The sequence below is a fragment of the Klebsiella quasipneumoniae subsp. quasipneumoniae genome, from assembly GCF_020525925.1.
GTDB lineage: Bacteria > Pseudomonadota > Gammaproteobacteria > Enterobacterales > Enterobacteriaceae > Klebsiella > Klebsiella quasipneumoniae.
Window position 1 is genome coordinate 2412360 of sequence record NZ_CP084876.1, and the last position, 24976, is coordinate 2437335.

Consider the following 24976-nt stretch of genomic DNA (forward strand, 5'->3'; position numbering starts at 1 on the left):
CGCGATCACATTATTAACCGCCTTTTAACAAACGTGCCGATAATCGCACAACATTTCGATTATCGCCGTTGACCACCCGCCAGACCGAACCCTATTGTCAATGGCACAGCCCTCCCCGTTATGGATGTGGGTACAAAAAGTTATACATCTCATCAGGAAGCGAAAATGACTGCCACCGTAGAAGGTATTGAGAGCTGGATTGTGGATGTCCCAACCATCCGGCCACATAAATTGTCGATGACCACCATGGGATGTCAGACGCTGGTGATCGTGCGCCTTACTCGCTCCGACGGCATCTGCGGCATTGGCGAGGCCACCACCATCGGCGGCTTGAGCTATGGCGTCGAGAGCCCGGAGGCTATCTCGTCGGCGATAACGCATTACCTGACGCCGCTGCTGCTGGGGCAACCGGCCGATAACCTGAATGCGCTGACCGCCCGCATGAACAGCGCCATTAAAGGCAACACCTTTGCGAAGTCCGCCATTGAAACCGCGCTGTTGGATGCCCAGGGCAAAGCGCTGGGCCTGCCGGTGTCGGCGCTGCTCGGCGGCGCGCTGCAAACGTCCTTGCCGGTGCTGTGGACGTTAGCCAGCGGCGATACCGCAAAAGATATTGCCGAAGGGGAAAAATTGTTAGCAGAGGGCCGCCATCGGGCATTCAAGCTGAAAATTGGCGCCCGCGAATTAGCTACCGACCTGCGCCATACCCGCGCCATTGTGGAAGCGTTAGGGGATCGCGCCAGCATCCGCGTCGACGTCAACCAGGCCTGGGACGCGGCGACCGGCGCGAAAGGCTGCCGCGAGCTGGCGGCGATGGGCGTCGACCTCATCGAACAGCCGGTCAGCGCCCACGACAACGCGGCGCTGGTGCGGTTGAGCCAGCATATTGAAACCGCGATCCTCGCCGACGAAGCGGTAGCCACCGCTTACGATGGCTATCAACTGGCGCAGCAGGGCTTTACCGGCGCTTACGCGCTGAAAATAGCCAAGGCCGGCGGACCGAATAGCGTACTGGCGCTGGCCCGCGTCGCCCAGGCGGCGGGGATAGGCCTGTATGGCGGCACCATGCTGGAGGGGACCGTGGGGACTGTCGCCTCGCTGCACGCCTGGTCGACGCTGCCGCTGCAGTGGGGCACCGAGATGTTCGGCCCGCTGTTGCTGAAAGACGATATCGTCCGCGTACCGCTCTCCTTTGCCGACGGCGAGGTGGTGCTCCCGCAAACCCCGGGTCTTGGCGTCGAGCTGGATGAAGACAAACTGCGTTTTTACACCCGCCAGGCGTAGCGGGTAACAGGAGAAACATATGCTATTTAAAGTGGAGATGACCGTGAATATTCCGCTTGGTTTTCCCGTCGCCGAAGCGGAGGAAATAAAGCAACGCGAAAAAGCCTATTCACAACAATTACAGCGGGAAGGCAAATGGCGACATATCTGGCGCGTCGCCGGTCTTTACGCCAATGTCAGTATTTTCGATGTCAACGATGCCGAAGAGTTACATCAAATATTAATGGGATTGCCGCTGTATCCTTTTATGGATATTCGCGTCGAGGCGCTGTGCCGTCATCCCTCGTCTGTTCGTGACGACGATAGCTAATAATAATAACACCTGACCTTATGCCGGGGTGACCCGGGAAATACCCTACAACGATAAGAGAGAATAATGATGAGTAATGCTTTCGTACAACAAGAAGCCGTGCAGAAATTATTACGTGAAGGCGCGGGTTTACATGTCCCTGGCGGTAACGAACGTTTTAAAGCCATTATTCACCGTCTGCTGGAGAATATCTGTACGCTGATCGACGACTATAACGTTACCGAAGAAGAGTTCTGGCATGCGGTGAACTATCTGCATGCGCTGGGCGGCCGTCAGGAGGCGGCGCTGCTGGCGGCGGGACTAGGTCTGGAGCATTTCCTCGACCTGCGTCAGGACGCCATTGACGCAGCGGCGCGCCGGGAAACCGGCACCCCGCGCACCATCGAAGGGCCGCTGTATGTGGCTAATGCGCCGCTGGCCGACGGCCACGCCCGGATGGATGATGGCGCCGACGCCGGGGAAGTGATGTGGCTGCATGGCCAGGTCAACGATACCGAGGGCCGGCCGGTGGCCAACGCCATTGTCGATATCTGGCACGCCAATACCCTCGGCAATTACTCCTTCTTCGACCCGAGCCAGAGCGAATACAACCTGCGCCGGCGGATCCGCACCGGCGCCGATGGCCGCTACAGCGTGCGCAGCATCCTGCCATCCGGCTACGGCTGTCCGCCGGATGGCCCGACGCAGAAGCTGCTGGATCGGTTAGGCCGCCATGGCAACCGTCCGGCGCACATTCACTTCTTCGTCTCCGCGCCGGGGCATAAACATCTCACCAGCCAGATCAACCTCAGCGGCGATAAATACCTGTGGGATGATTTTGCCTTTGCCACCCGCGACGGCCTGATTGCCGACCCGATCAAAGTGACGGACCGCGAGACTATCGCGCAGCGCGACCTTGAGGGAGAGCACACTGAGGTCTGTTTTGATTTCACCCTGTGTAAAGCGCTCAGCGCCGACGAAGAGCGGCGCGGCGCCCGCCTGCGCGCCAAAGCGTAATCTGCTGTAACGGCCCCGGGCATGCGGTTGCCCGGGCCAGACATTGCACCTGAAAGCAAACAATTCACCCGGTTTCTTTCATCCTGAATACTGCAGGAGGGACTGACTCATGCAAAAAACGCTATCAGCGCTTAAAGACAAAATTAACAACGCCTTAATTGTCGATCGTGAAAACCATATTTACCGCTGCCACCGTTCGATATTTACCGACCCGCAGCTGTTTGAATTTGAAATGAAGCATATCTTTGAAGGTAATTGGGCGTTTCTCGCCCATGAAAGCCAAATAGCCGAGCCGGGGGATTATTATACCCTGACGCTGGGGCGTCAGCCGGTCATTATTACCCGCGATAAAAAGAACGAGCTGCATGCGTTAATTAACAGCTGCGCCCATCGCGGCGCCATGTTATGTCGACGGAAAACCGGGAATAAAAACTCATTTACCTGTCCGTTTCACGGCTGGACCTTCAGCAATAATGGCAAACTATTAAAAGCCAAAGATGAAAGCACCGGCGGCTATCCTGACACTTTTAAACAGGAAGGATCGCACGACCTGCAAAAGCTGCCGCGTTTTCAGTCCTATCGCGGTTTCTTATTCGGTAGCCTCAATGCCGACGTGCAGCCGCTGGAAGCCTATCTCGGGGAAACCTGCAAAATCATCGATCTGATCGTCGACCAGGCGCCGGAGGGGCTGGAGGTGCTCAAGGGATCGTCGAGCTATGTGTACGAGGGCAACTGGAAGCTGGGCGCAGAGAACGGCGCTGATGGCTACCACGTGAGCGTGGTGCACTGGAACTATGCCTCCACCATGTCGCGGCGCAACTATGAAGCGGAAGGCACCCATGCGGTGGACGCCAACGGCTGGTCAAAAAGCCTCGGCGGCGGCTACGGATTTGATAACGGCCATATGCTGCTGTGGACCCGGGCGCTGAACCCGGAGGTGCGCCCGGTGTATGCCCACCGCGAGCGCCTGCAGGCGGAATTCGGCGAACTCCGCGCCGACCAGATGGTCAACGAAACCCGCAACCTGTGCCTGTACCCCAACGTCTATCTGATGGATCAATTCTCCACCCAGATCCGCGTCATTCGTCCGCTGGCAGTGGACAAAACCGAAGTCACTATCTGGTGCTTTGCGCCGAAGGGGGAATCCGACCAGGCGCGGGCCCTGCGCATCCGCCAGTACGAGGATTTCTTTAACGTCAGCGGGATGGGGACCCCGGACGACCTCGAAGAGTTCAGCGCCTGTCAGCGCGGCTATCTCGGCGAAAACCTGGCGTGGAGCGATCTCAGCCGCGGCGCGCTGCGCTGGGTCGACGGTCCGGATGAGCATGCGCAGCACGCCGGATTTCATCCGCGCTTAAGCGGCGTGAAATCGGAGGACGAGGCGCTGTATATCGCCCATCACCATCACTGGCAGACGCTGATGCTGGCGGCGATTGAACAAGAGCAGCAACGCTATGACCAGTCGATCACCCAGCGCGTGGAGGTGGCCTGATGCTGAACCTCGAACAGGTACGCCAGTTTCTCTACTACGAAGCCCGTCTGCTGGATGATCGTCAGTGGGATGAATGGCTCAGCTGCTACAGCCCGCAGGTCGTCTACTGGATGCCCGCGTGGGGCGACGATGACCAGCTGACGCGCGATCCGCAAAAAGAGATTTCGCTGATCTACTATCCCAACCGCGAAGGGCTGGAGGATCGCGTCTACCGGATTAAAACCGAGCGCTCAGGGGCCAGCACGCCGGAGCCGCGAACCACCCATATCATCAGCAACGTCGAGCTGCTGGGGGAGAACGATGAAGGGCTGGAGGTGCGTTACAGCTGGGTGACCTGGAGCCACCGCTATCAGCACACCGACGCCTTTTTCGGCGCCACCTGCTGCACGCTGACCGAGCAGGACGGCAGGCCGCAGATCGTGCGCAAAACCGTGCGCCTGAATAACGATTATATCCGTCAGGTGATCGACGTTTACCACATTTAAGAGGCGCTTATGACCTTCACTATTGCTCTTAATTTTGAAGACGGTATTACCCGCTTTATTCAATGCCATGCCGGAGAGAAAGTCCTGGATGCCGCCTATCGGCAGAAGGTGAATTTGCCGATGGACTGCTCGGACGGCGTGTGCGGCACCTGCAAATGCCACTGCGCCAGCGGGGAATACGCTCTCGGCGACGAGTATCTCGACGAAGCGCTAAGCGACGAGGAAGCGCAGGCCCGCCAGGTGCTGACCTGTCAGATGGTGCCCACCAGCGACTGCGTTATCGATGTGCCAGTGGCTGCCGCCCAGTGTAAAACCGCCCTGACGAACACCGGGGCGCAGGTGCGGCAGGTGAATTGTCTGTCCGATACCGCCGTCGAGCTGGTGGTCGCCCTCGATGAGCCGCTGGACTTCCTGGCGGGGCAGTACGTCAACATCCAGGTGCCAGGCACGCCGCACGTTCGCGCCTATTCCTTCAGCTCCCGCCCAGGCTCGGCAGAAGGACGTTTCCTGATCCGTAACGTGCCCGGCGGCATGATGAGCCAGTGGTTAACCCGGCAGGCGCGGCCCGGCGATCGCCTGATCCTCAGCGGCCCGATGGGCAGCTTCTATCTGCGCCATGGCGAACGTCCGCTGCTGATGCTGGCCGGCGGTACCGGGCTGGCGCCGCTGCTCTCCATGCTCGAGACCCTGCAGGCGCAGAACAGCTCGCGCCCGGTGACCCTGCTGTATGGCGTCACGCGCGACGGCGACCTGGTGAAGACCGAGGCGCTGGAGGCATTCCGTCAGCAGTTAACCCACTTTCGCTGGCTGCCGGTGGTGGCGGAGGAAAACAGCGCCTGCCCGCAGCGCGGCTTTGTCACCGATCATCTTGACGACGCCATGCTGAATAATGGCGAGGTCGATATCTACCTTTGCGGCCCGCCGCCCATGGTCAACGCGGTTGCCACGGCGCTGCGCGAGCGAGGGATCGCCCCGGCGGGCTTCTGGTACGAGAAATTTATCGCCAGCCAGAGCGCGGCGGCCTAAGGAGGTAGTATGCGTTTTCGCGATAAAGTGGTCGCCATCACCGGCGCGGCCCAGGGCATTGGCCGCCAGACCGCGGAGCAGGCGGCTGCGGAAGGCGCGGCTCTGCTGCTCATCGATCGCGCGCCCTGGGTGCGCGAGCTGGCGGCGACCCTGGCGCAGTCCGGCAGTCAGGTGCTGGCGCTGGAGGCGGACCTGGAACAGTGGTCGAGCGCCGAGCAGGCATTTGCCGACGGGGTCGCGCATTTTGGCCGCATCGATGTGCTTATCAATAACGTTGGGGGGACCATCTGGGCGCGGCCGTTTGCCGAATACCAGCCGGACCAGATTGAGAAAGAGATCCGCCGCTCGCTGTTTCCCACCCTGTGGGGCTGCCGCGCGGCGCTGCCCTGGATGCTCAAGCAGGGCAAAGGCAGCATCGTCAACGTCTCATCGGTGGCGACGGCGGGGGTCAACCGGGTGCCTTACTCGGCGGCGAAAGGCGGCGTCAATGCGCTGACCCGGTCGATCGCCATGGAGTACAGCGGCAGCGGCATCCGCATCAATGCCGTCGCGCCGGGCGGGACGGAGGCGCCGCCGCGCCTGACGCCGCGTAACGACGAGCAGCCCGGTGATCAGGAGAAGGCGTGGTATCAGCAGGTGGTCGATCAGACGGTGGCCAGCAGCCTGATGCACCGCTACGGCACGCTGGCGGAACAGGCGAATGCGATCCTGTTCCTCGCCAGCGATGAGGCCAGCTATATCACCGGCGTGACCCTCCCGGTGGCGGGCGGGGATCTCGGCTAACGGCGGGTCGCGTACCAGCAGAGCAGGGAGCCGAGACACACCATCCCGGCCCCCTGCCAGAAGGGCCACGATAGCGCGGCGCTAAGCAGGATCGCCGCCAGCGCGGAGGAGAGCACCGGCGTGAAGTAGGAGGCCGCCGCCAGCAGGCTGACGTTGCCGTGGAGGATCCCCACGTTCCACGCGGCGTAGGCCAGACCGAGCGCCACCGCTACCGTCAGCAGCTTGATGCTGACCGGCCAGCTAAAGACCATCGGCGGCTGCGGCGTGGCGAGAAACTTCAGCCACAGCGTCAGCGCGGTTAACAGGACGAACAGGGTAATGGCATTTTTGCCGCGGGCATATTTGGCCGTCACCGTGCAGTAGGCCGCCCAGATAAAGGCGCCGATAAAGGCCAGCAGATAGCTGAGCGGACTGGAGATGACGTTGCTGATAATCTCGTCCAGCTGCAGGCCGTGCTCACCCCCCAACACCCAGCCGACGCCAAGCAGGGCGAGAAGCAAACCGGGGATCACCAGCCAGCTGCTTTTCTGACCATTAAACAGGATGGCGAACAGGATGGTCAGGCTGGGCCACAGGTAATTGACCATCCCCACTTCAATGGCCTGCTGACGACTGGCGGCATAGCCCAGGGATAGCGCGAGGCAGATTTCATAGCTGACGAACAGCGCGCTGCCGGCCAGCAGATAGCGGCGCGGGATCTGGCGCAGGTTAGGGAAACCGACGGTAAAAATCAGCAGCAGGCCGCTGAGGCTGTAAATCATCGCCGCGCCGCCGACCGGTCCCAGTCCTTCGCTGACGCCGCGAATCAATCCGACCATGGTGCTCCATAAAATAATGGCGGCGAAGCCGATGGTCGTGGCTCTCTTTTTCTCCATGCTTATCCTGAGGGTTACGCAAATGCAGCCGGCATATATATCATCTTTTTACCGCCGCGGGGCGAAATTTTCCGCCATGGGTAACCCCTAGGGATTAGTGAAAACGGCTGCGGCTGGCGATTAAGGGGGCGTTGGTTTTGCTCCTTGATTTGACGCAAATTTTCCCGGGATTTTGCTGTTAGTTTCCTCCGCGCGATGAATCAACATCCTGCATGGAGGAATGCAATGGACGTCAGCCGCAGAAAGTTCTTTAAGATCTGCGCAGGCGGTATGGCCGGAACCACAGCTGCCGCCCTGGGCTTTGCCCCCAAAATGGCGCTGGCTCAGGCACGCAACTACAAATTGCTGCGTGCGAAAGAGATCCGCAACACCTGCACTTACTGCTCCGTTGGCTGCGGGCTATTAATGTATAGCCTCGGCGACGGCGCGAAAAACGCCAAAGAAGCGATTTACCATATTGAAGGGGATCCGGACCATCCGGTGAGCCGCGGCGCGTTATGCCCGAAAGGCGCCGGCCTGCTGGACTATGTCCACAGCGACAACCGCCTGCGCTACCCGGAATACCGCGCGCCGGGATCTGATAAATGGCAGCGACTCTCCTGGGATGAAGCCTTCAGCCGCATCGCGCGGCTGATGAAAGCCGACCGCGACGCCAACTTTATGGAAAAGAACGAACAGGGCGTGACGGTTAACCGCTGGCTTTCCACCGGCATGCTGTGCGCTTCGGCAGCAAGTAATGAAACCGGCATGCTGACGCAAAAATTTGTGCGTTCGCTCGGCATGCTGGCGGTAGACAACCAGGCACGCGTCTGACACGGACCAACGGTAGCAAGTCTTGCTCCAACATTTGGTCGCGGTGCGATGACCAACCACTGGGTGGATATCAAAAACGCGAACGTCGTGGTGGTGATGGGCGGCAACGCCGCGGAAGCCCACCCGGTGGGATTCCGCTGGGCGATGGAAGCGAAAAATAACAACGACGCCACGCTTATCGTTGTCGACCCGCGCTTTACGCGTACGGCGTCGGTGGCGGATATCTATGCGCCGATTCGCTCCGGTACCGACATTACCTTCCTGTCGGGGGTCCTGCTGTACCTGATCGAACATAACAAAATCAATGCCGAGTACGTGAAGCACTACACCAACGCCAGCCTGCTGGTGCGGGATGATTTTGCCTTCGAAGAGGGGCTGTTCAGCGGCTATGATGCGGACAAACGCCAGTATGATAAATCGTCCTGGAACTACCAGTTCGATGAAAACGGCTACGCCAAACGCGATGAGACGCTCAGCCATCCGCGCTGCGTGTGGAACCTGCTGAAGCAGCACGTTTCCCGTTACACGCCGGAGGTGGTCGAAAACATCTGCGGTACGCCGAAAGCGGACTTCCTCAAGGTGTGCGACGTGCTGGCCTCAACCAGCGCCGCCGATCGCACCACCACTTTCCTGTATGCCCTGGGCTGGACGCAGCACACCGTCGGCGCGCAAAACATTCGCACCATGGCGATGATCCAGCTGCTGCTCGGCAATATGGGTATGGCCGGCGGCGGCGTGAATGCCCTGCGCGGTCACTCTAATATTCAGGGACTGACCGACCTTGGCCTGCTGTCCACCAGCCTGCCGGGCTACCTGACGCTGCCTTCTGATAAGCAGCCGGATCTGCAGACGTATCTGACGGCCAACACGCCAAAAGCGACCCTGCCGGACCAGGTGAACTACTGGAGCAACTACCCGAAATTCTTTGTCAGCCTGATGAAGTCCTTCTACGGCGAGGCGGCGCAAAAAGAGAACGACTGGGGCTTTGAGTGGTTACCGAAGTGGGACCAGGCTTACGACGTGATCAAGTACTTCAACATGATGGATAACGGCAACGTCACCGGCTATATCTGCCAGGGCTTTAACCCGGTGGCGTCGTTCCCGGATAAAAACAAGGTGGTTCGCAGCCTGAGCAAGCTGAAGTACATGGTGGTTATCGACCCGCTGGTGACTGAAACCTCCACCTTCTGGCAAAACCACGGCGAGTCGAACGATGTCGACCCGTCGACGATTCAGACGGAAGTCTTCCGCCTGCCATCGACCTGCTTTGCCGAAGAGGACGGTTCGATCGCTAACTCTGGCCGCTGGCTGCAGTGGCACTGGAAAGGGCAGGACGCGCCGGGCGAGGCGCGCAACGATGGCGAAATCCTGGCCGGGATTTACCATCGCCTGCGCGAACTGTACCGCACCGAAGGCGGTAAAGGCGCTGAGCCGCTGCTGAAGATGAGCTGGAACTACAAACAACCGGACCATCCGGAATCGGAAGAAGTTGCCAAAGAAAACAACGGCTACGCGCTGGCGGACTTGTATGACGCCAGCGGTGCTCTGGTGGCGAAGAAAGGCCAATTACTGAACAGCTTTGCGCTGTTGCGCGATGACGGCACCACCGCGTCGTCTTGCTGGATCTACAGCGGCAGCTGGACGGAGCAGGGCAACCAGATGGCGAACCGCGATAACGCCGACCCGTCGGGTCTGGGCAATACGCTGGGCTGGGCCTGGGCGTGGCCGCTCAATCGCCGGGTGCTCTATAACCGCGCGTCAGCCGACATCAACGGCAAGCCGTGGGATGCGAAGCGGATGCTGATCCAGTGGAACGGCAGCAAGTGGGTCGGGAATGATATTGCGGACTTCAATACCGCGCCGCCGGGGAGCAACACCGGGCCGTTTATCATGCAGCAGGAGGGGCTGGGTCGCCTGTTCGCACTGGATAAGCTGGCGGAAGGACCGTTCCCGGAACACTACGAGCCGATGGAAACCCCGCTTGGCACTAACCCGCTGCACCCGAAGGTGGTCTCCAGCCCGGTGGTGCGTGTGTATGAAGAGGACGCCATTCGCTTAGGTAAGAAGGATAAGTTCCCGTACGTCGGGACCACCTATCGTCTGACCGAACACTTCCATACCTGGACCAAGCATGCGCTGCTCAATTCCATCGCGCAGCCGGAACAGTTTGTCGAAATCAGCGAAGGGCTGGCAAAAGCGAAAGGCATCGCCAACGGCGACCGGGTAAAAGTCAGCAGCCAGCGCGGCTTTATTCGCGCGGTGGCGGTGGTGACGCGCCGTTTGCAAACCCTCAACGTCAACGGCCAGCAGGTGGAGACCGTCGGGATCCCGCTGCACTGGGGTTTTGAAGGCGTGGCTCGCAAAGGCTATATCGCCAACACCCTGACGCCGAACGTCGGCGATTCCAACTCGCAAACGCCGGAGTACAAGGCGTTTCTGGTCAACATCGAGAAAGCGTAAGGAGCGATTCAATGGCGATGGAAACACAAGACATTATTAAACGCTCCGCGACCAACCCGATCACGCCCGCGCCGCGCGCGCGGGATCATAAGGCGGAAGTCGCCAAGCTTATCGATGTCTCCTCCTGCGTGGGCTGTAAAGCCTGCCAGGTGGCCTGCTCCGAGTGGAACGACATCCGCGATGAGGTGGGGCACTGCGTCGGGGTGTACGACAACCCGGCGGATCTCAGCGCTAAATCCTGGACGGTGATGCGCTTTAGCGAGACCGAACAGAACGGCAAACTGGAGTGGCTTATCCGTAAGGATGGCTGTATGCACTGCGAAGAGCCGGGCTGCCTGAAGGCCTGCCCGTCCGCCGGGGCGATTATTCAGTACGCCAACGGCATCGTCGATTTCCAGCAGGAAAACTGCATCGGCTGCGGCTACTGCATTGCCGGGTGTCCGTTTAATGTCCCGCGTCTCAATAAAGAGGATAACCGGGTCTATAAATGCACCCTGTGCGTGGACCGGGTCAGCGTCGGTCAGGAACCGGCGTGCGTGAAAACCTGTCCGACCGGCGCGATCCACTTCGGTACGAAGAAAGAGATGCTGGAGGTGGCCGAGGAGCGGGTGGCTAAGCTGAAAAAACGCGGCTATGCCAGGGCCGGGATTTACAACCCGCAGGGCGTCGGCGGCACCCATGTGATGTACGTCCTGCATCATGCCGACCAGCCCGAGCTTTATCACAAGCTGCCTGCTGCGCCGAAGATTGATACCTCGGTGGAGCTGTGGAAAGGGATCCTGAAGCCGCTGTCGGCGGCGGGCTTTATCGCTACCTTTGCCGGGCTTATCTATCACTACATCGGTATCGGGCCAAATAAGGAAGTTGACGACGACGAGGAGGAGCATGATGAGTAAATCGAAGATGATAGTGCGCACGACCTTTATCGATCGCGCCTGTCACTGGACGGTGGTGATCGCTTTCTTCCTCGTGGCGCTATCGGGTATTTCGTTTTTCTTCCCGACCCTGCAGTGGCTGACGGAAACCTTCGGTACCCCGCAGATGGGGCGTATTCTGCACCCCTTCTTCGGAGTGCTGATTTTTATCGCCCTGATGTTTATGTTCGTGCGTTTTGTCCATCACAACATCCCTGATAAACAGGATATCCCCTGGCTGAAAGGCATTGTGGAGGTGCTGAAAGGCAACGAGCATAAAGTGGCGCGGGTCGGTAAATATAACGCCGGGCAAAAGATGATGTTCTGGACCATCATGAGCATGATTTTTGTGCTGCTGGTGACCGGCGTGATTATCTGGCGTCCCTGGTTTGCCCACTATTTCCCGATTCAGGTGATTCGCTACAGCCTGTTAATTCACGCGACGTCGGCCATTATTCTGATCCACGCGATCCTTATCCATATGTATATGGCGTTCTGGGTGAAGGGGTCGATTAAGGGGATGATTGAAGGCAAGGTCAGCCGCCGTTGGGCGAAGAAACATCACCCGCGCTGGTATCGCGATGTCGAACGTCTGGAGGCGATCAAAGAGAGTCGCGAAGGGATGAAGTAAGCCGTCTGGCCAGGAGGCCCGCTCCAGTTTTGCTGGAGCGGGTTTATGTGTTAGTGATTAATGCGTCCATCGCTGATATCACGGTCGTTCTTTCTTTAGCCAAATTGCAGATAAAATATTTTTTATCCAGCCTTTGCTTTGCCACGCTGGTGATTGCCGGCGTGTTGATGAACAGTTTCTCAAACTCCATATTAATAACCGGGGCGGCAGCATGATAATGGCCGGTCAAATGAGAATGATAGCTCAGCGGCACAATTAAACGTGTACCAAGGTCATTAAAATAATCATGTTGGATTACCATTAAATAAGGTTGAAACGCATTGGTTCTCGATGATGGGTTACGAAAGATATCAAATTGTGCCGCCATTAAATCCCTCCGAAAAAAGGATCCTCTGACAACAACCCTGCACGGGCAGTGAACTCATTCAGTGCCTTAATGAATTCCTGGTCTTTTCGGCGTTTGTCCGCATCGACGATGGTAAGTGCCTGGTTTTGCGGGTTAACCGTTGTTGTACGATCGCGAGTCTGTGACTTGTTAACGGCATTCTGTTTCATTATCTGCTCCTTGTTGTTGGCGAGCTGATTATCACGCGGTGTGCGATGAAAAGAAATACCTGGTTCGGATTTGTTTTTTATTTTGCGAAGCAACTTCCAGAGGAAAGCAACCGCATGAAATATTCATGGTTATGGTAATAAACCCGGCGCTGGCGTTAACCAGCGCGGCGGGAAATAATCAGAACTTCTCCGGAATAAAGCGGAAGGGGAAATTGGTCTGTTTCATTTTGCCCATTTTGCGCTTCGGCAGCGTGACATGCTCCACTGGCAAGGCTTCGTAGGGGATCTGCGACAGCAGGTGGGTGATGATATTCAGACGCACCCGCTTTTTATCTTCGGAGCGGGCGACGAACCACGGCGCCCAGGCGGTGTCGGTGGCGGCGAACATGGCGTCGCGGGCAGCGGTATATTCATCCCAGCGGTTGAAAGACTTGATGTCCATCGGCGAGAGCTTCCAGATCTTGCGCCCGTCGTCGATGCGATCCCGCAGGCGCCGCTCCTGCTCCTGCGGAGAGACCTCCAGCCAGTACTTGAGCAGGATAATGCCCGACTCGACCATGCCGCGCTCCACCATCGGCGCGCCGTCGAGGAACTTCTGCACCTCCTCCGGGGTACAAAAGCCCATCACCCGTTCGACGCCGGCGCGGTTATACCAGCTGCGATCGAAAATCACGATTTCGCCAGCCGCCGGGAGGTGCTTGATATAGCGCTGAAAATAGAGCTGACTTTTCTCGCGTTCGGTGGGCGAGGGTAAGGCGACGACCCGGAAGATCCGCGGACTGACGCGCTCGGTGATCGCCTTAATCGTGCCGCCTTTGCCGGCGCCGTCCCGGCCTTCAAAGACGATGCATACCTTCAGCCCTTTATGCACCACCCAGCGCTGCAGTTTTACCAGCTCAACGTGGAGCTTGCGCAGCGCCTTCTCGTACGCTTTATTGTCGAGCGGGGCGATCTTCACCGCCGCGTCGACAGGATGACCGCTTTTCTTATTACCCATCGCCATGCTCCGTGTTGCCGAGGTATCCCTTTGAAGTGTAATCCTTCACTGGCGTGGCGGTGGAAAATATTCGCGCCCGGGACGGGCTAGCTGACGTTCCCCGCGGCAATGACTTCCAGCCCCACTCGCTGCCCCCATGACAGCTCCAGGGTGTTACCGTCCGGGTCGGCAAAGAAAGCGAAATAGCCCACAGGATCGCCCAGCTGCTCCGGTTCCCGGCGCAGAACGCCTTCCCGCCGCGCCTGGGCGACCTTCTCATCGATCTCCGCCTGGGTGGCGCAGGCGACGCCGAGATGGCCGAACGGACCCAGCGGCGTGTCGGCAGGGTCATCACTTTGCACCAGCACCAGGGCGAAAGGTCGGGTGCGATCGCTGAGCCACGCCACTTTACGCGCCGAGGGGAGGTTGGGTTCGCGCTGGTGAATAACGGTCATCGCCGTGTAGCGGGTATAAAAATCGATGCTGCTGGCCAGACAGCGGACGGTAAAGGCGACATGGGTAAAGCCAACATCAACATTTTGCATGGATGATTCTCCCGAGGTGAACGATGTCTCGACTTTACAACCTCAAGTTAACTTGAGATCAATCCACAATGTGTCCCTGCGTGCCCACCAATTTTTACAGGGAATTATCCACCGCCCGGCGCCTCTGCCGCCAGCAGGACCGCCAACGGCGGCGCTGGCGAGCGCATGAACGAATCAGGCCGTTGTATGGAGGATACTGCCGTCGGGCGTTTTTAGCTGGTGTGGCGAGGCGGGATGGTCAATAATGCCGGCCGTCTCTCAATACCCCTATAAGATGTATGAAAAAAACGATTTTTTCACTGGTGCTGGGCACTTTCGGACTCGGCATGGCGGAATTTGGCATTATGGGCGTGCTGCCGGACATGGCGCGCGATGTCGGGATTTCAATCCCCGCCGCCGGCAATATGATTGCCTGGTATGCCTTCGGCGTGGTGATCGGCGCGCCGATCATGGCGTTGCTCTCCAGTCGGTTTTCGTTGAAATCGGTGATGCTGTTTCTCGCCGCCCTGTGCATTCTCGGCAATACCCTGTTTACCTTCTCCAGCAGCTACGCCATGCTGGCGCTTGGCCGGCTGGTTTCCGGGTTTCCCCACGGGGCTTTCTTCGGCGTGGGGGCGATTATCCTGTCGAAAATCGCGCCGCCGGGGAGGGTGACCGCCGCGGTGGCGGGGATGATCGGCGGCATGACGGTGGCTAACCTGGTGGGCGTTCCCGGGGGCACCTGGCTTGGGCATCATTTTAGCTGGCGCTATACCTTCGCGCTGATCGCGGTGTTTAACGTCGCGGTGTTTATGGCCATCTTCTGCTGGGTCCCTACGCTGTATGATCGGGCCACCACCCGGCTGCGTGAGCAGTTCCGTTTCCTCACTTCCCCGGCGCCGTGGCTGATTTTTGCCGCCACCATGTTCGGCAACGCCGGGGTGTTCGCGTGGTTCAGCTACATTAAGCCCTTTATGCTCAACGTTTCCGGCTTTGCCGAAAGCCGGATGATGCTGATTATGATGCTGGCGGGGCTGGGGATGGTGGTCGGCAACCTGTTCAGCGGCAAAATTTCCGGGCGCTACAGTCCGCTGCGCATCGCAGCCATCACCGACGGGGCGATCGCTGTGACGCTGCTGCTGATCTTTGCCTTCGGGGAGCATAAAATCGCTTCGCTGACGCTGGCGTTTTTCTGCTGTGCCGGGCTGTTTGCCCTGTCGGCGCCGCTGCAGATCCTGTTGCTGCAGAACGCCAAAGGCGGCGAGATGCTGGGGGCGGCTGGGGGGCAGATCGCCTTTAACCTCGGGAGCGCCATCGGCGCCTTCTGCGGCGGAATGATGATTGCCCAGGGCTTCGGCTGGAACAGCGTAGCGCTCCCCGCCGCCACGCTGTCGTTTCTGGCGATGAGCGCCTTGCTCATCTACGGCCGCCATCAGCGCCGACAGGCTTGCTAACGACGCTTACTCACGCCAGGGCTCGCCGAGCGTCAGCATCAGCCGGTTGGCCCAGGCGAAAAAGGCCGCTGACTGCAGCAGATCCAGCTGGGCCAGAGTATCTAAGCCCTGTTCATCAAGCGCTGCCAGATGGCTGGCATTCAGCGCGGGCGGCGTCACCGATAGCGCGGCGGCGGCGTCAATTTCCGCCTGCCAGCGCGGCGACTGCCCGCCGCGCAGATCCTCTCCCGGCGTCACCGCCAGCAGCGTGTCGACGGCGGTCTCGTCCTTCGCCAGCTGCGCCGCTTTGCGGGCATGCACCGAGGCGCAGTAAATACAGCCGTTGATTTTACTGGCCACCGTGGCGGCCAGTTCACGTTCGGCGCGCGGCAATCCCCCCGGGGTATAGAAAATGCCTTTATCGGTCAGCGTCCGCTGCTCCAGCACCGGCTGGTTGCGCGCCAGCAGGCGGAAGTAGGGCGAATCGCTATGGCCATATTTGGCCAGAATCGCCTGTTCTTCAGCGCTAAATTCCGCCAGCGGTTTATCCGCCAGCCAGGGTTCCCAGTGCAGCTCCTCGCGGGTGAAGCGCACCGGGGCCGCTTTACCGCTCTGCGCGTGCGGGGTGGTGTGCCAGTACCCGGCCACCACCGGCGTATCGGCGCTAACGATGGGCTGGTGGTTGAGCGCCCGCAGACCCAGCAGCAGGCGGCTCTGGAAGCTGACAAAGGCCACCAGCTGCGCCAGGGTGACGATGCCCCGCAGGCTCCAGCCTGCGTTTGTCAGTACCTGCAGCGCGCCGGGTGTCGCTTCGACGGGGGTGAAGGTCAGCAGGCGGGCAAAGGCCAGCGCCGGAACCAGACGATCCGTGGTCGGATCGGCCAGGCCGAAGCCGGCATAGTGCGCCGCCAGCGCGTCCGCCTGATGGAGCTTCGCCACCTTTGCCGCCACCGCGAAGCGTTCATCGAGGGGAAAATCGGCGTCCTGCTGGCTGAACAGCACTTCATAACTTCCCTGCGCATGTCGGGTAGCGGCATCGCGGACTGCGCGCGCCTGGTCGAGCGGGGAACCGGCGGCGATCTCCGCCAGTTCGCCCAGAATATCCTGACTCAGCGTCATGGTGACTCCTTATCTGATGTGGGGGGCAATATGCTGAGCGATCAGCTCAATGGAACGCAGCGTATCCCGGTGCGAAGGCTCCACCGAGTGCACCTGGAACGAAACATCGGTGGCGCGGGCCAGCACGCTGTCCTGCGCCAGGGAGGCAACAACATGTTCAGGATCGCCCACGTGGGCATCCAGCTGTTGCAGATAGTCAGTGACACTGTCACCTTCTATCAGATGACCCGCAGCCCGGTGCTGTGCCGCCTGCTTACGCAGGCCGGGTTCGGCGATCTGCAGGGCGTGGGCGTGACTGCCGGCGACGAAGGCGGTGCGCGAAGCGAGGATCCGCGGCGCAACGCCGTCCGGCAGCGCCGCCAGATAGGCGTCGACGATCGGGTTCTGAATGGCGTCCAGCGGCAGGCGCGGCTCACCGGGCGGCCGGGGCTGCGTGCGCGACAGCATCAGCCCGTGCCCCGCCTGACCGGCGCGGATGGCGCCTTCCACCGAGAAGGTGGCGATCCAGATGCGCGCCGCCAGCTGCGGCGCGGGCGGATAGAGACGGTTGTCCGGGTGGCTGAGGGTGTCGCCGCGCCAGGCGCTGTGGATCAGGTGCAGATGGTCGGCAAACACCGCCCCGCGCTGCTCGCTGGTCAGGCCGAAGGGCAGAAACGACGTTGGCGTGCCGCCGGAACCAAATCCCACCTCCAGACGCCCGTCGGTGAGTAAATCCAGCACCGCCGCGTCTTCGGCGACGCGCAGCGGATTCTCCATGGGCAACGTGATAATCGCTGTGCCGAGGCGAATGCGGTCAGTCTGCGCCGCCACGTGGGCGAGGAACACCAGCGGGGAAGGCAGGCCGCCTTCCTGTTCATGAAAATGGTGCTGGGCAATCCATGCGCTGTCGAAGCCGACGCGCTCCGCGTGGCGGATCTGTTCGGCCGCCAGCCGGTAGCGCGTTTGTGCGGAGCCCTGATCGAGCAGACGGGTAAAAAAGCCGAGGCGTTTAGGCATTATGCGTTCTCCATGTGGGCCTGAGCCAGGCGTGGGGATACCTGGGGAATGGCGGCGATCAGTTCGCGGGTGTAGGCCTGCTGCGGAGCGGCGAACAGGCGCCCAACGTCGCCATGCTCCACCACCTGGCCGGCGCGCAGCACCGTGACGCTGTCGGCAATCCGCCTCACCGTCGCCAGATCGTGGGTAATGAACAGGTAGCTCAGACCAAGCTGCTGCTGTAGCTGCTGCAGCAGGGCGAGGATCTGCGCCTGAACGGTGACATCGAGCGCCGAAGTCGCTTCGTCAAGAACCAGTATCGCCGGCTCGAGGATCAGCGCCCGGGCAATCGCCACCCGCTGCCGCTGGCCGCCGGAAAGCTCCCGCGGCGTCCGCGACAGTAGCTCCGGGGCCAGGGCTACCCGGGCGGCGACGCTCTCCACACGCTGGCGACGCGTCGCCGCGCTGAGGCGCTCAAAGTTTTTTAACGGCTCTTCGATAATCGCAAACAGCGTCTGGCGCGGGTCGAGCGAAGCGAAGGGGTTCTGGTAGACGAACTGGATTTTGCGCCGCAGCTGACGCTGCGCCTCGCGGCTGAGATGCCCGGCGTCAATACCGTCGATGGTCACCTGTCCGGCGTCGGCGCGCTCGAAGCCCAGCAGGATCCGCGCCAGGGTGGTTTTCCCGGAGCCGGATTCGCCCACCAGCGCATGGGTGCTGCCGCGTCTGACCTCAAAGCTGACGCTGTCGAGCGCCTGCAGGGCCTGTTTGCCCAGCGAGAAGCGTTTGCTGATCTCTTCGACGCGAATGGCCGGCGTGGCCAGCGGACGGTGACGATCCGCCGTCAGCCTCAGCGGCGCGTCCTGCAGATCGTGGAGCAACTGGCGGGTGTAAGGGTGCTGGGGACGCCGGACAATCGCCTCGGTGGCGCCCTGTTCCTGAATCTCGCCCTGGCGAAACACCATGATCCGGTCGGCGCGTTCGGCGGCCAGCGCCAGATCGTGAGTGACAAACAGCACGGCGGTTCCCGACTCGCGCCGCAGGATGTCGAGCAGATCGAGGATGCGCTTTTGCACCGTAACGTCGAGGGCGCTGGTGGGCTCGTCGGCAATAATCAGATCCGGCTGCAGGGCGATGGCGATGGCGATCAGCACCCGCTGTTTCATCCCGCCCGACAGCTGATGCGGGTACTGGTCAAAACGCTGTTCCGGGTGGCTGAGCCCGACTTTAGCGAGCAGGTTGAGAACCTGCTGCCGGCGTTCGGCGGCGGAAAGGGACTGATGCAGCCGCAGGATCTCTTCCACTTGCTGACCAATGGTTTTTACCGGATTAAGCGAATTGCCGGGGTCCTGCGGCACCAGGCTGATGCTCACCCCGCGCAGGCGGTTCAGGCGTTTTGCCGACCAGTCGCTGATCACTTCGCCATTGAGGATAATCCGCCCGGCGTCGCGGCGGGCGTTATCCGCCAGCAGGCCGATAATGGCCTGCGCGGTCGTGGTTTTCCCCGAGCCGGATTCACCGACGAAGGCCAGCATTTCGCCGCGCTGAATGGAAAAGCTGACGTTATGCACCACTTCGCGCCATTCGCCCCGCGACCGGTAGCTGATGCGCAGATCTTCAACAGAGAGAACGTTCATGGGCGTACTCCACTCCACTGGCGGCTAAGACGATTGGCGGCCAGGACCACCGCGACCACGGCGAGGCCGGGGAAGGTGGTCAGCCACCAGGCGGTCGACAGGTAATTACGACCTTCGGCGATCAGTAATCCCCACTCCGGGACCGGCGGCGGGGTGCCGTAGCCAAGGAAGCTGAGGGTGGCCAGCGCCAGCATCGCCTGACCAAACTGCAGCGTGGCGAAGGCGAGTACCGCGGTGAGCGAGTTGGGCAGGATATGACGCCAGAAGATGGCGAGAAAGGTGCCGCCGCTGCCCCGGGCCGCCTCGACGTAATCACTGTGGCGCACGCGCACCACCTCCGCCCGCGCCAGGCGCGCGAAGCTGGCGATGGCCGCCACGCCGACCGCCACCGCCGCATTCACCGTGCCAAAACCCAGCAGAATGATCACCGTCAGCTGCAGCAGCAGGGAAGGGATAGCCAGCAGGACATCCACCAGGCGCATGATGGTTGATTCCACGCGGCCGGCCAGCGCCCCGGCGAGGGTGCCAAGGGCGGTGCCCACCACCAGACCGATGGCGACGGCGATCAGCGCCGCCGACAGAGAATGTACCGCGCCGTAAACCACCCGCGTCCACAGGTCGCGGCCCAGCTGGTCGGTACCCAGCCAGTAGTGCGCCTGCGGCGCCAGGCGCTGAGCGCCGGGGATCCCTTCCAGCGGGTTAGCAGAGGTAAACCACTGTGGGGCAAGGGCCATTAACAGGGCGGTGATCATCACCGCCCACGCCAGCCACAGGCCTGGCTGGAGACGCACTTTGCGCCACTCCGGGCGGCGGCGAACCGCGATGGCATAGTCGACCAGGCTCATTTCGCACCTCCGGTCTGTAATTGGAGTCGGGGATCCAGCCGCGGCATGACCAGGTCGACCAGCAGGTTGATCAGGACAAAACCGAGAGCTGAGATCATCACCACCGCCTGCAGCACGGCGATATCCTGGTTATTCACCGCCTGCTGGGTCAGCTGGCCGAGGCCGCTGCGTCCGAAGACGGTCTCGGTGATCAGCGCCCCGGCAATCAGCTCGCCCAGCAGCAGCCCGGCTATATTCAGCGCCGGCAGCAGGGCGTTACCCATCACATGGCGCCAGAGGACGCCGGTCTCGCTCATTCCCTTGGCGCGGGCGACCGCGACGAAGGGCTGAACCGCCACCTGATCCATGCTGCGCATCAGGATCTGCGCCAGCGGGGCGGAGATGGGCAGCGCGACGGCGATAACCGGTAAAATCAGCCCCTCCAGCGGACCGGGGTTGATCACCGGGATCCAGCGCAGCTGAAACGAAAAGAGCTGGATCAGGGCGATACCCAGCCAGAAGGTGGGCAGCGAGATAAACAGCACCGGCAGCGACTGCAGGAGGTTGCTTAGCCAGCGCAGCCCCGGCAGACGTGAGGCGAAAGCGAGGGCAAACGCCAGGATCACGGCCAGCAGGAAGGCCGGCAGGGCGAGGCTTAAGGTATCCGGCAGGTTGCTGGCAATCAGGCTACTGACCGCCAGACCCGCCTGCAGGGAATAGCCAAAGTCGCCGTGCAGCATCGCCAGCAGCGTGTGCAGGTACTGGCGCCACAGCGGGCTGTCGGCGCCGTAGGCCAGCCGCATGTCGGCGATTTGCGCCGGGCTCAGACCGAGGTCCGGGTTCTGAAACTTGATCAGCACCGCATCCCCCGGCAGCACCTGCAGCAGGAAAAAGGTGAGGGTAAACGCCGCCCACAGGACCAGCAGCCCCTGGCCGAACCGTCGCAGAAGATAAGCGCTCATATCCGGCCTCTTAGTGTTTATCCAGCCAGGCGCCGTAGAACGACGGACGCCCGACGGCTTCGAAGCTGACGCCTTTCACCCACGGCGCGCCGGCGAACACCTGCGGCTCTTCGAAAATGGGGATCACATAGGCGTTATCGATCAGATAGCGCTGGGCATCGCCGGTTAACTGCAGGCGCTGCTGCGGCTCCACCGCCGCGGAGATGCCGGTCAGCAGGTCGTTCAGCTTATCATCGCGAAAGTGCTGCACTTTATCGCTGGAGCCGCCTTTCTGCAGCAGCGCGTCACGGTTGTTAGGAAAGAACATGCTTTTTACTACATCCGGGTCGGCGCGGCCCACTTCCGAGACGGTGAGCGGGGTTTTCTGCGGGTCGAGGTTATCGAGCGTCCGGCTGCCGGCGTCCCCGGCTTTGACCGTTAACGCTACCCCCACCTGGCGCCATTGCTGGGCGATCAGCTGCAGCACTTCTTTATTCTGCGGCTGCGGGAGCGACTCATAGACCGTCAGCGCCAGCCGCTGCCCGTCTTTGCTGCGAATGCCGTCGGCGGCGGGTTTCCAGCCGGCCTCATCCAGCAACTGCCGGGCTTTGGCCTGGTCGAAGGTGAGCTTATCGCTCAGATTGACATAGCCGGCGGCGGAGCTGGCCAGCACGGAGGTGGCTTGCGGGTAGTTAGCGGAGAACAGCGTCTCCACCACCTGCCGGGCGTTGGTGGCATGGAGCAGGGCCTGGCGCACCCGCAGGTCGGCGACCAGTGGGTTATCCGGGCGGAAGCTCAGGCTGTCGTTGACCCCGCGGGTAGGCGCGGCGTAGACCGTAAACCCCTGATCGGTCGCCTGCTTTTCATCGTAGGCCTGCACCTGGCGAATAAAGCCCGCCTGGCCCGCCAACAGCGCGCCGATGCGCACGCTGTCTTCCGGGGTGACAATATAGGTGATGCCGTCGAGGTTAGCGGGGCCCTGCTGGGCGATGTTTTTCGGCCCCCACTGATAATCCTTGCGCGCCACCAGCGTCAGCTCGCGGCCCGGTTTTTCATCCTGCACCACGAAGGGACCGGAGCCGATGATGTGCCGGGCATCGCCCAGCTCCTCGAAATTGCGCTGCAGGGTGCTGAGGGAGACCAGGCCGGAGCCGATGGTGGCGGTCCCCTGCAGGAAGCCCGGCGACGGCTTGTTGAAGTAGAATTTCACCGTCAGCGGGTCGATCACTTCGCTGCGCTGGTAGTTATTGATCACCTCCGAGACGGGCAGGCGATGGGCTTTATCCCCCAGCCCATAGGTGTCGAAGTTTTTGGCGACCGCGGCGGCGTCCAGCGGCGTGCCATCCGAGAAGGTGACCCCTTTTCGCAGGTGGAAAGTGTACTCGGTTTTATCGGCATTGCTGGTCCAGCTTTCGGCAATCCACGGCTCAATCTCCAGCGTTTTCGGGTTCTGCCAGGTCAGCTTGTCGGTGATCTGATTGAGTATGCCGCCATTGGGATAAAAGCCGCCGGCGGGTGGATAGAGATTGGTGTGCGGTTGCTGCTCCAGATAAATCAAGGTACCGCCTTTAACCGGCGTGTCGGCGGCCCAGACGGAAAAGGCGCCGGAGAGAAACAGCGCGGCCAGCGCGGGCAGGCGAAAATGACGATGCATGGTGAATTCCTTTGTTATCTATTGTGTTGCCATCATCGGGCGCGGCTAAAAACAAAGGAACCAAGGAATTGCGCTAAGCATTTGCGGAAATTGCATTTACTTTACGCGGCGGGAAGCGAGGGGAAGCGCGAAAGGAGAAGCGCCTCGCCCGGGCGGGAGAGGCGCTGGCGATTAGCTACGCAGATCGATAACCATACGGCCGCGGATCTGACCCTGTTCCATCTCTTTGAAGATGGCATTGATATCTTCCAGCGGACGCAGGGTGACTTTCGGCACCACTTTGCCTTCGGCGGCGAACTGGAACGCTTCCACCAGATCCTGACGGGTGCCGACCAGCGAGCCGACCACCTCGATACCGTCGAGTACCAGACGTGGAATATCGAGGCTCATCGCCTCTGGCGGCAGGCCTACCGCCACCACGCGGCCGCCGGCGCGAACGGCATCCACCGCCGAGTTAAAGGCCGCTTTGGCCACCGCGGTCACCACCGCAGCGTGGGCGCCGCCGGTTTTTTCCTGAATCACTTTCGCCGCATCTTCATTGCGCGAGTTGATGGTCAGGTCAGCGCCCATCGACGCCGCCAGCTCCAGCTGGCCGTCGTTGACGTCGATAGCGATCACTTTGGCGTTAAAGACATTCTTGGCATACTGCAGCGCCAGGTTGCCCAGCCCGCCGAGGCCGTAGATAGCGATCCACTGGCCCGGCTTGATGTGGGAGACCTTAACGGCTTTGTAGGTGGTGACCCCAGCGCAGGTAATGCTGCTGGCGGCGGCGGAGTCGAGGCCGTCCGGGACTTTAACCGCGTAGTTGGCGGTGACGATGCACTCTTCCGCCATGCCGCCGTCGACGGTATAGCCAGCGTTTTTCACCGAGCGGCACAGCGTCTCGTTGCCGCTGTTACAGTAATCGCAGTGGCCGCAGCCTTCGAAGAACCACGCCACGCTGGCGCGATCGCCCGGCTTCAGGGAGGTGACGCCAGGGCCGACTTTTTGTACTACCCCGATCCCTTCATGACCGAGAATAACGCCGGTTTTATCGCCAAAATCGCCGTTTTTCACGTGCAGGTCAGTATGACACACGCCGCAGCATTCCATTTTCAACAGCGCTTCGCCGTATTCCAGCGGGCGCAGCGTTTTTTCCGTAACGTTAACCTGATGGTCGTGAGTAACAACAGCTGCCTTCATGCCTGTCTCCTTGAGAGGGGATTGATTAATTTTATTAATGCAATATTACCCAATAAGGATTAGACGCTATGGAGAAAAAAACAAGGCGCTTTAGTACAGGATGTGGTTTTTTGCTACAGCGGTAGCACAAAATTCAGACAATACCTCTAATTTTGGTAGGTAATAATAGCGTCACGGAATAGTCATGTTTTCTTCATCACCCAACTCTATTGTTTTGCGCATCAATTTCTTATAACAACAGAGTGATACAACAATGCATCTGGTCAAAACGCTCCTCACCGCCGGTCTGCTTTTTTCCGCCGCCGCGCAGGCTCACAATGTGCTGGAATTCCCGCAGCCGGAAAACAATCCGGAAGAGTTTTACGCAGTCACCGAGATCCCGGCAGGCGGGATCATTAAGTATGAAACCGACGCTAAAACGGGGTTTATCGTCGCCGACCGCTTTCAGTCGATGCCGGTGGCTTACCCGGCGAACTACGGTTCATTAACCCAGTCGCTGGCCGGGGATGGCGACCCGCTGGACGTAGTGTTTTACACCCGCGCGCCGATGGCCCCGGGCACGCTGATTAAGCTGCGGCCGATCGGCGTTCTTAAGATGATAGACGGCGGTGAGAAAGACGACAAAATCATCGCCGTCCCGGCCAGTAAAATTGATCCGACCTATGACGACATTCAGACCATCACCGATCTGCCGAAAATCGAGCAGCAGCGGCTGGAGGCCTTCTTCCGGGTCTATAAAGAACTACCAGAGGGGCGGAAAAAGGTCGAGCTGGCCGGTTTTAATGATGCCGCCGCCGCGAAGCAGGAGATCAAATCGGCCTGGGAGGCCTGGAAGGCGAAGAACCCGCAATAATACTCATCGCGGGCGCAGTCCGGCGCCCGCGGCGATCCTGCTTATCATTCCCTGTCTGGCGAAGTCCTGCGGAAACGGGCGCACGGGTATTATGGCGTCCTGATGAGAGGAACCGTTTTTAATGACGAAGGCCTGTAACAAGAACTATCAACCTGATTGTACCAGGCGGGCACTGAACTCAATAAAGCGCTCATAGCAGTAAATGAGCGCAGTCCACGATGAGCGAAAAGCCGA

The 24976-nt window shown here is 60.4% G+C and carries 24 protein-coding genes; 12 read left to right on the forward strand and 12 right to left on the reverse strand.

Translation table 11 applies throughout. The annotated features are described in order from the left end of the window. Nucleotides 1-120 precede the first annotated feature (120 nt). The 7 genes from LGM20_RS11735 (at nt 121) to benD (ending at nt 6376) form a co-directional block, all read left to right on the forward strand. Nucleotides 121-1284, forward strand: coding sequence for a muconate cycloisomerase family protein (locus LGM20_RS11735; RefSeq protein ID WP_162823509.1), 1164 nt, complete (start codon nt 121-123; stop codon nt 1282-1284). Nucleotides 1285-1303: 19 nt separating this feature from the next. Further along, complete coding sequence (catC, locus tag LGM20_RS11740; protein ID WP_023289855.1) at nt 1304-1594, forward strand: muconolactone Delta-isomerase; 291 nt, start codon at nt 1304-1306, stop codon at nt 1592-1594. Nucleotides 1595-1663: 69 nt separating this feature from the next. Beyond that, complete coding sequence (gene catA, locus LGM20_RS11745; RefSeq protein WP_044523545.1) at nt 1664-2590, forward strand: catechol 1,2-dioxygenase; 927 nt, start codon at nt 1664-1666, stop codon at nt 2588-2590. A 109-nt stretch (nt 2591-2699) separates the two neighbouring features. Beyond that, complete coding sequence (locus LGM20_RS11750; RefSeq protein WP_044523467.1) at nt 2700-4082, forward strand: Rieske 2Fe-2S domain-containing protein; 1383 nt, start codon at nt 2700-2702, stop codon at nt 4080-4082. Beyond that, entirely contained in the window at nt 4082-4567 is a 486-nt protein-coding gene (benB, locus tag LGM20_RS11755; RefSeq protein ID WP_023289852.1) for a benzoate 1,2-dioxygenase small subunit, read from the forward strand. Before LGM20_RS11750 ends, benB begins: the two co-directional genes overlap by 1 nt. A 9-nt stretch (nt 4568-4576) precedes the next feature. Beyond that, nucleotides 4577-5593, forward strand: coding sequence for a benzoate 1,2-dioxygenase electron transfer component BenC (benC, locus tag LGM20_RS11760; protein ID WP_032453013.1), 1017 nt, complete (start codon nt 4577-4579; stop codon nt 5591-5593). Nucleotides 5594-5602: 9 nt separating this feature from the next. After that, nucleotides 5603-6376 carry a benzoate diol dehydrogenase BenD gene (benD, locus tag LGM20_RS11765; protein ID WP_044523465.1) on the forward strand — a complete coding sequence of 258 codons (774 nt, stop codon included), beginning with the start codon at nt 5603-5605 and terminating at the stop codon, nt 6374-6376. Here the strand turns inward: benD and yddG are convergent. Continuing rightward, nucleotides 6373-7251 (reverse strand): aromatic amino acid DMT transporter YddG, encoded by an 879-nt coding sequence (yddG, locus tag LGM20_RS11770; protein WP_032453011.1) that lies wholly within the window; start codon nt 7249-7251, stop codon nt 6373-6375. The genes benD and yddG overlap by 4 nt on opposite strands. A gap of 225 nt (nt 7252-7476) precedes the next feature. Here yddG and fdnG point away from each other — a divergent pair, with 225 nt between their 5' ends. The 3 genes from fdnG to fdnI are packed head-to-tail and all read left to right on the forward strand — an operon-like array spanning nt 7477 to nt 12069. Further along, on the forward strand, nt 7477-10524 hold the full coding sequence (gene fdnG, locus LGM20_RS11775) for a formate dehydrogenase-N subunit alpha (RefSeq protein ID WP_115667315.1): 3048 nt from the start codon (nt 7477-7479) through the stop codon (nt 10522-10524). Nucleotides 10525-10535: 11 nt separating this feature from the next. Then, nucleotides 10536-11420 (forward strand): formate dehydrogenase subunit beta, encoded by an 885-nt coding sequence (gene fdxH, locus LGM20_RS11780; protein WP_032453008.1) that lies wholly within the window; start codon nt 10536-10538, stop codon nt 11418-11420. Next, entirely contained in the window at nt 11413-12069 is a 657-nt protein-coding gene (gene fdnI, locus LGM20_RS11785) for a formate dehydrogenase-N subunit gamma (RefSeq protein WP_023289846.1), read from the forward strand. The genes fdxH and fdnI overlap by 8 nt, the downstream gene beginning before the upstream one ends. A gap of 43 nt (nt 12070-12112) precedes the next feature. On the opposite strand, the gene LGM20_RS11790 is transcribed toward fdnI, so the two are convergent. The 4 genes from LGM20_RS11790 to LGM20_RS11805 form a co-directional block, all read right to left on the reverse strand. Further along, nucleotides 12113-12436, reverse strand: coding sequence for a CcdB family protein (locus tag LGM20_RS11790; protein ID WP_023289845.1), 324 nt, complete (start codon nt 12434-12436; stop codon nt 12113-12115). After that, a complete protein-coding gene (locus LGM20_RS11795; protein ID WP_044523461.1) occupies nt 12436-12624 on the reverse strand; it encodes a hypothetical protein in 189 nt (62 codons plus the stop codon). The genes LGM20_RS11790 and LGM20_RS11795 overlap by 1 nt, the downstream gene beginning before the upstream one ends. Before the next feature lie 178 nt (nt 12625-12802). Beyond that, the gene (ppk2, locus tag LGM20_RS11800) at nt 12803-13621 is read right to left on the reverse strand and encodes a polyphosphate kinase 2 (RefSeq protein ID WP_023289843.1); all 819 of its coding nucleotides are present in this window, start codon (nt 13619-13621) and stop codon (nt 12803-12805) included. An 86-nt stretch (nt 13622-13707) separates the two neighbouring features. Further along, nucleotides 13708-14145: a VOC family protein gene (locus tag LGM20_RS11805; protein WP_023289842.1), complete on the reverse strand. Its 438-nt coding sequence runs from the start codon at nt 14143-14145 to the stop codon at nt 13708-13710. A gap of 278 nt (nt 14146-14423) precedes the next feature. Here LGM20_RS11805 and araJ point away from each other — a divergent pair, with 278 nt between their 5' ends. Beyond that, on the forward strand, nt 14424-15578 hold the full coding sequence (gene araJ / locus LGM20_RS11810) for an MFS transporter AraJ (protein ID WP_044523458.1): 1155 nt from the start codon (nt 14424-14426) through the stop codon (nt 15576-15578). A gap of 6 nt (nt 15579-15584) precedes the next feature. Here the strand turns inward: araJ and LGM20_RS11815 are convergent, their stop codons facing one another. The 7 genes from LGM20_RS11815 to adhP form a co-directional block, all read right to left on the reverse strand. After that, nucleotides 15585-16676, reverse strand: coding sequence for an alkylhydroperoxidase domain protein (locus LGM20_RS11815; protein WP_044523456.1), 1092 nt, complete (start codon nt 16674-16676; stop codon nt 15585-15587). A 9-nt stretch (nt 16677-16685) separates the two neighbouring features. Beyond that, nucleotides 16686-17672, reverse strand: a complete 987-nt coding sequence (locus LGM20_RS11820) for a putative FMN-dependent luciferase-like monooxygenase (RefSeq protein ID WP_044523455.1) — start codon at nt 17670-17672, stop codon at nt 16686-16688. Next, nucleotides 17672-19288 carry a dipeptide ABC transporter ATP-binding protein gene (locus tag LGM20_RS11825; protein WP_044523453.1) on the reverse strand — a complete coding sequence of 539 codons (1617 nt, stop codon included), beginning with the start codon at nt 19286-19288 and terminating at the stop codon, nt 17672-17674. The genes LGM20_RS11820 and LGM20_RS11825 overlap by 1 nt, the downstream gene beginning before the upstream one ends. Next, nucleotides 19285-20133, reverse strand: coding sequence for an ABC transporter permease (locus LGM20_RS11830; protein ID WP_023289837.1), 849 nt, complete (start codon nt 20131-20133; stop codon nt 19285-19287). Before LGM20_RS11830 ends, LGM20_RS11825 begins: the two co-directional genes overlap by 4 nt. Then, on the reverse strand, nt 20130-21074 hold the full coding sequence (locus tag LGM20_RS11835) for an ABC transporter permease (RefSeq protein ID WP_023289836.1): 945 nt from the start codon (nt 21072-21074) through the stop codon (nt 20130-20132). Before LGM20_RS11835 ends, LGM20_RS11830 begins: the two co-directional genes overlap by 4 nt. 10 nt (nt 21075-21084) lie before the next feature. Beyond that, nucleotides 21085-22707 (reverse strand): TIGR04028 family ABC transporter substrate-binding protein, encoded by a 1623-nt coding sequence (locus tag LGM20_RS11840; RefSeq protein WP_032452998.1) that lies wholly within the window; start codon nt 22705-22707, stop codon nt 21085-21087. Between the two features lie 171 nt (nt 22708-22878). After that, nucleotides 22879-23889 carry an alcohol dehydrogenase AdhP gene (gene adhP, locus LGM20_RS11845; protein ID WP_002906221.1) on the reverse strand — a complete coding sequence of 337 codons (1011 nt, stop codon included), beginning with the start codon at nt 23887-23889 and terminating at the stop codon, nt 22879-22881. A gap of 253 nt (nt 23890-24142) precedes the next feature. Between adhP and LGM20_RS11850 the strand changes: the two genes are divergently transcribed. Continuing rightward, entirely contained in the window at nt 24143-24742 is a 600-nt protein-coding gene (locus LGM20_RS11850) for an inorganic diphosphatase (RefSeq protein WP_023289834.1), read from the forward strand. Nucleotides 24743-24976: the final 234 nt, after the last annotated feature.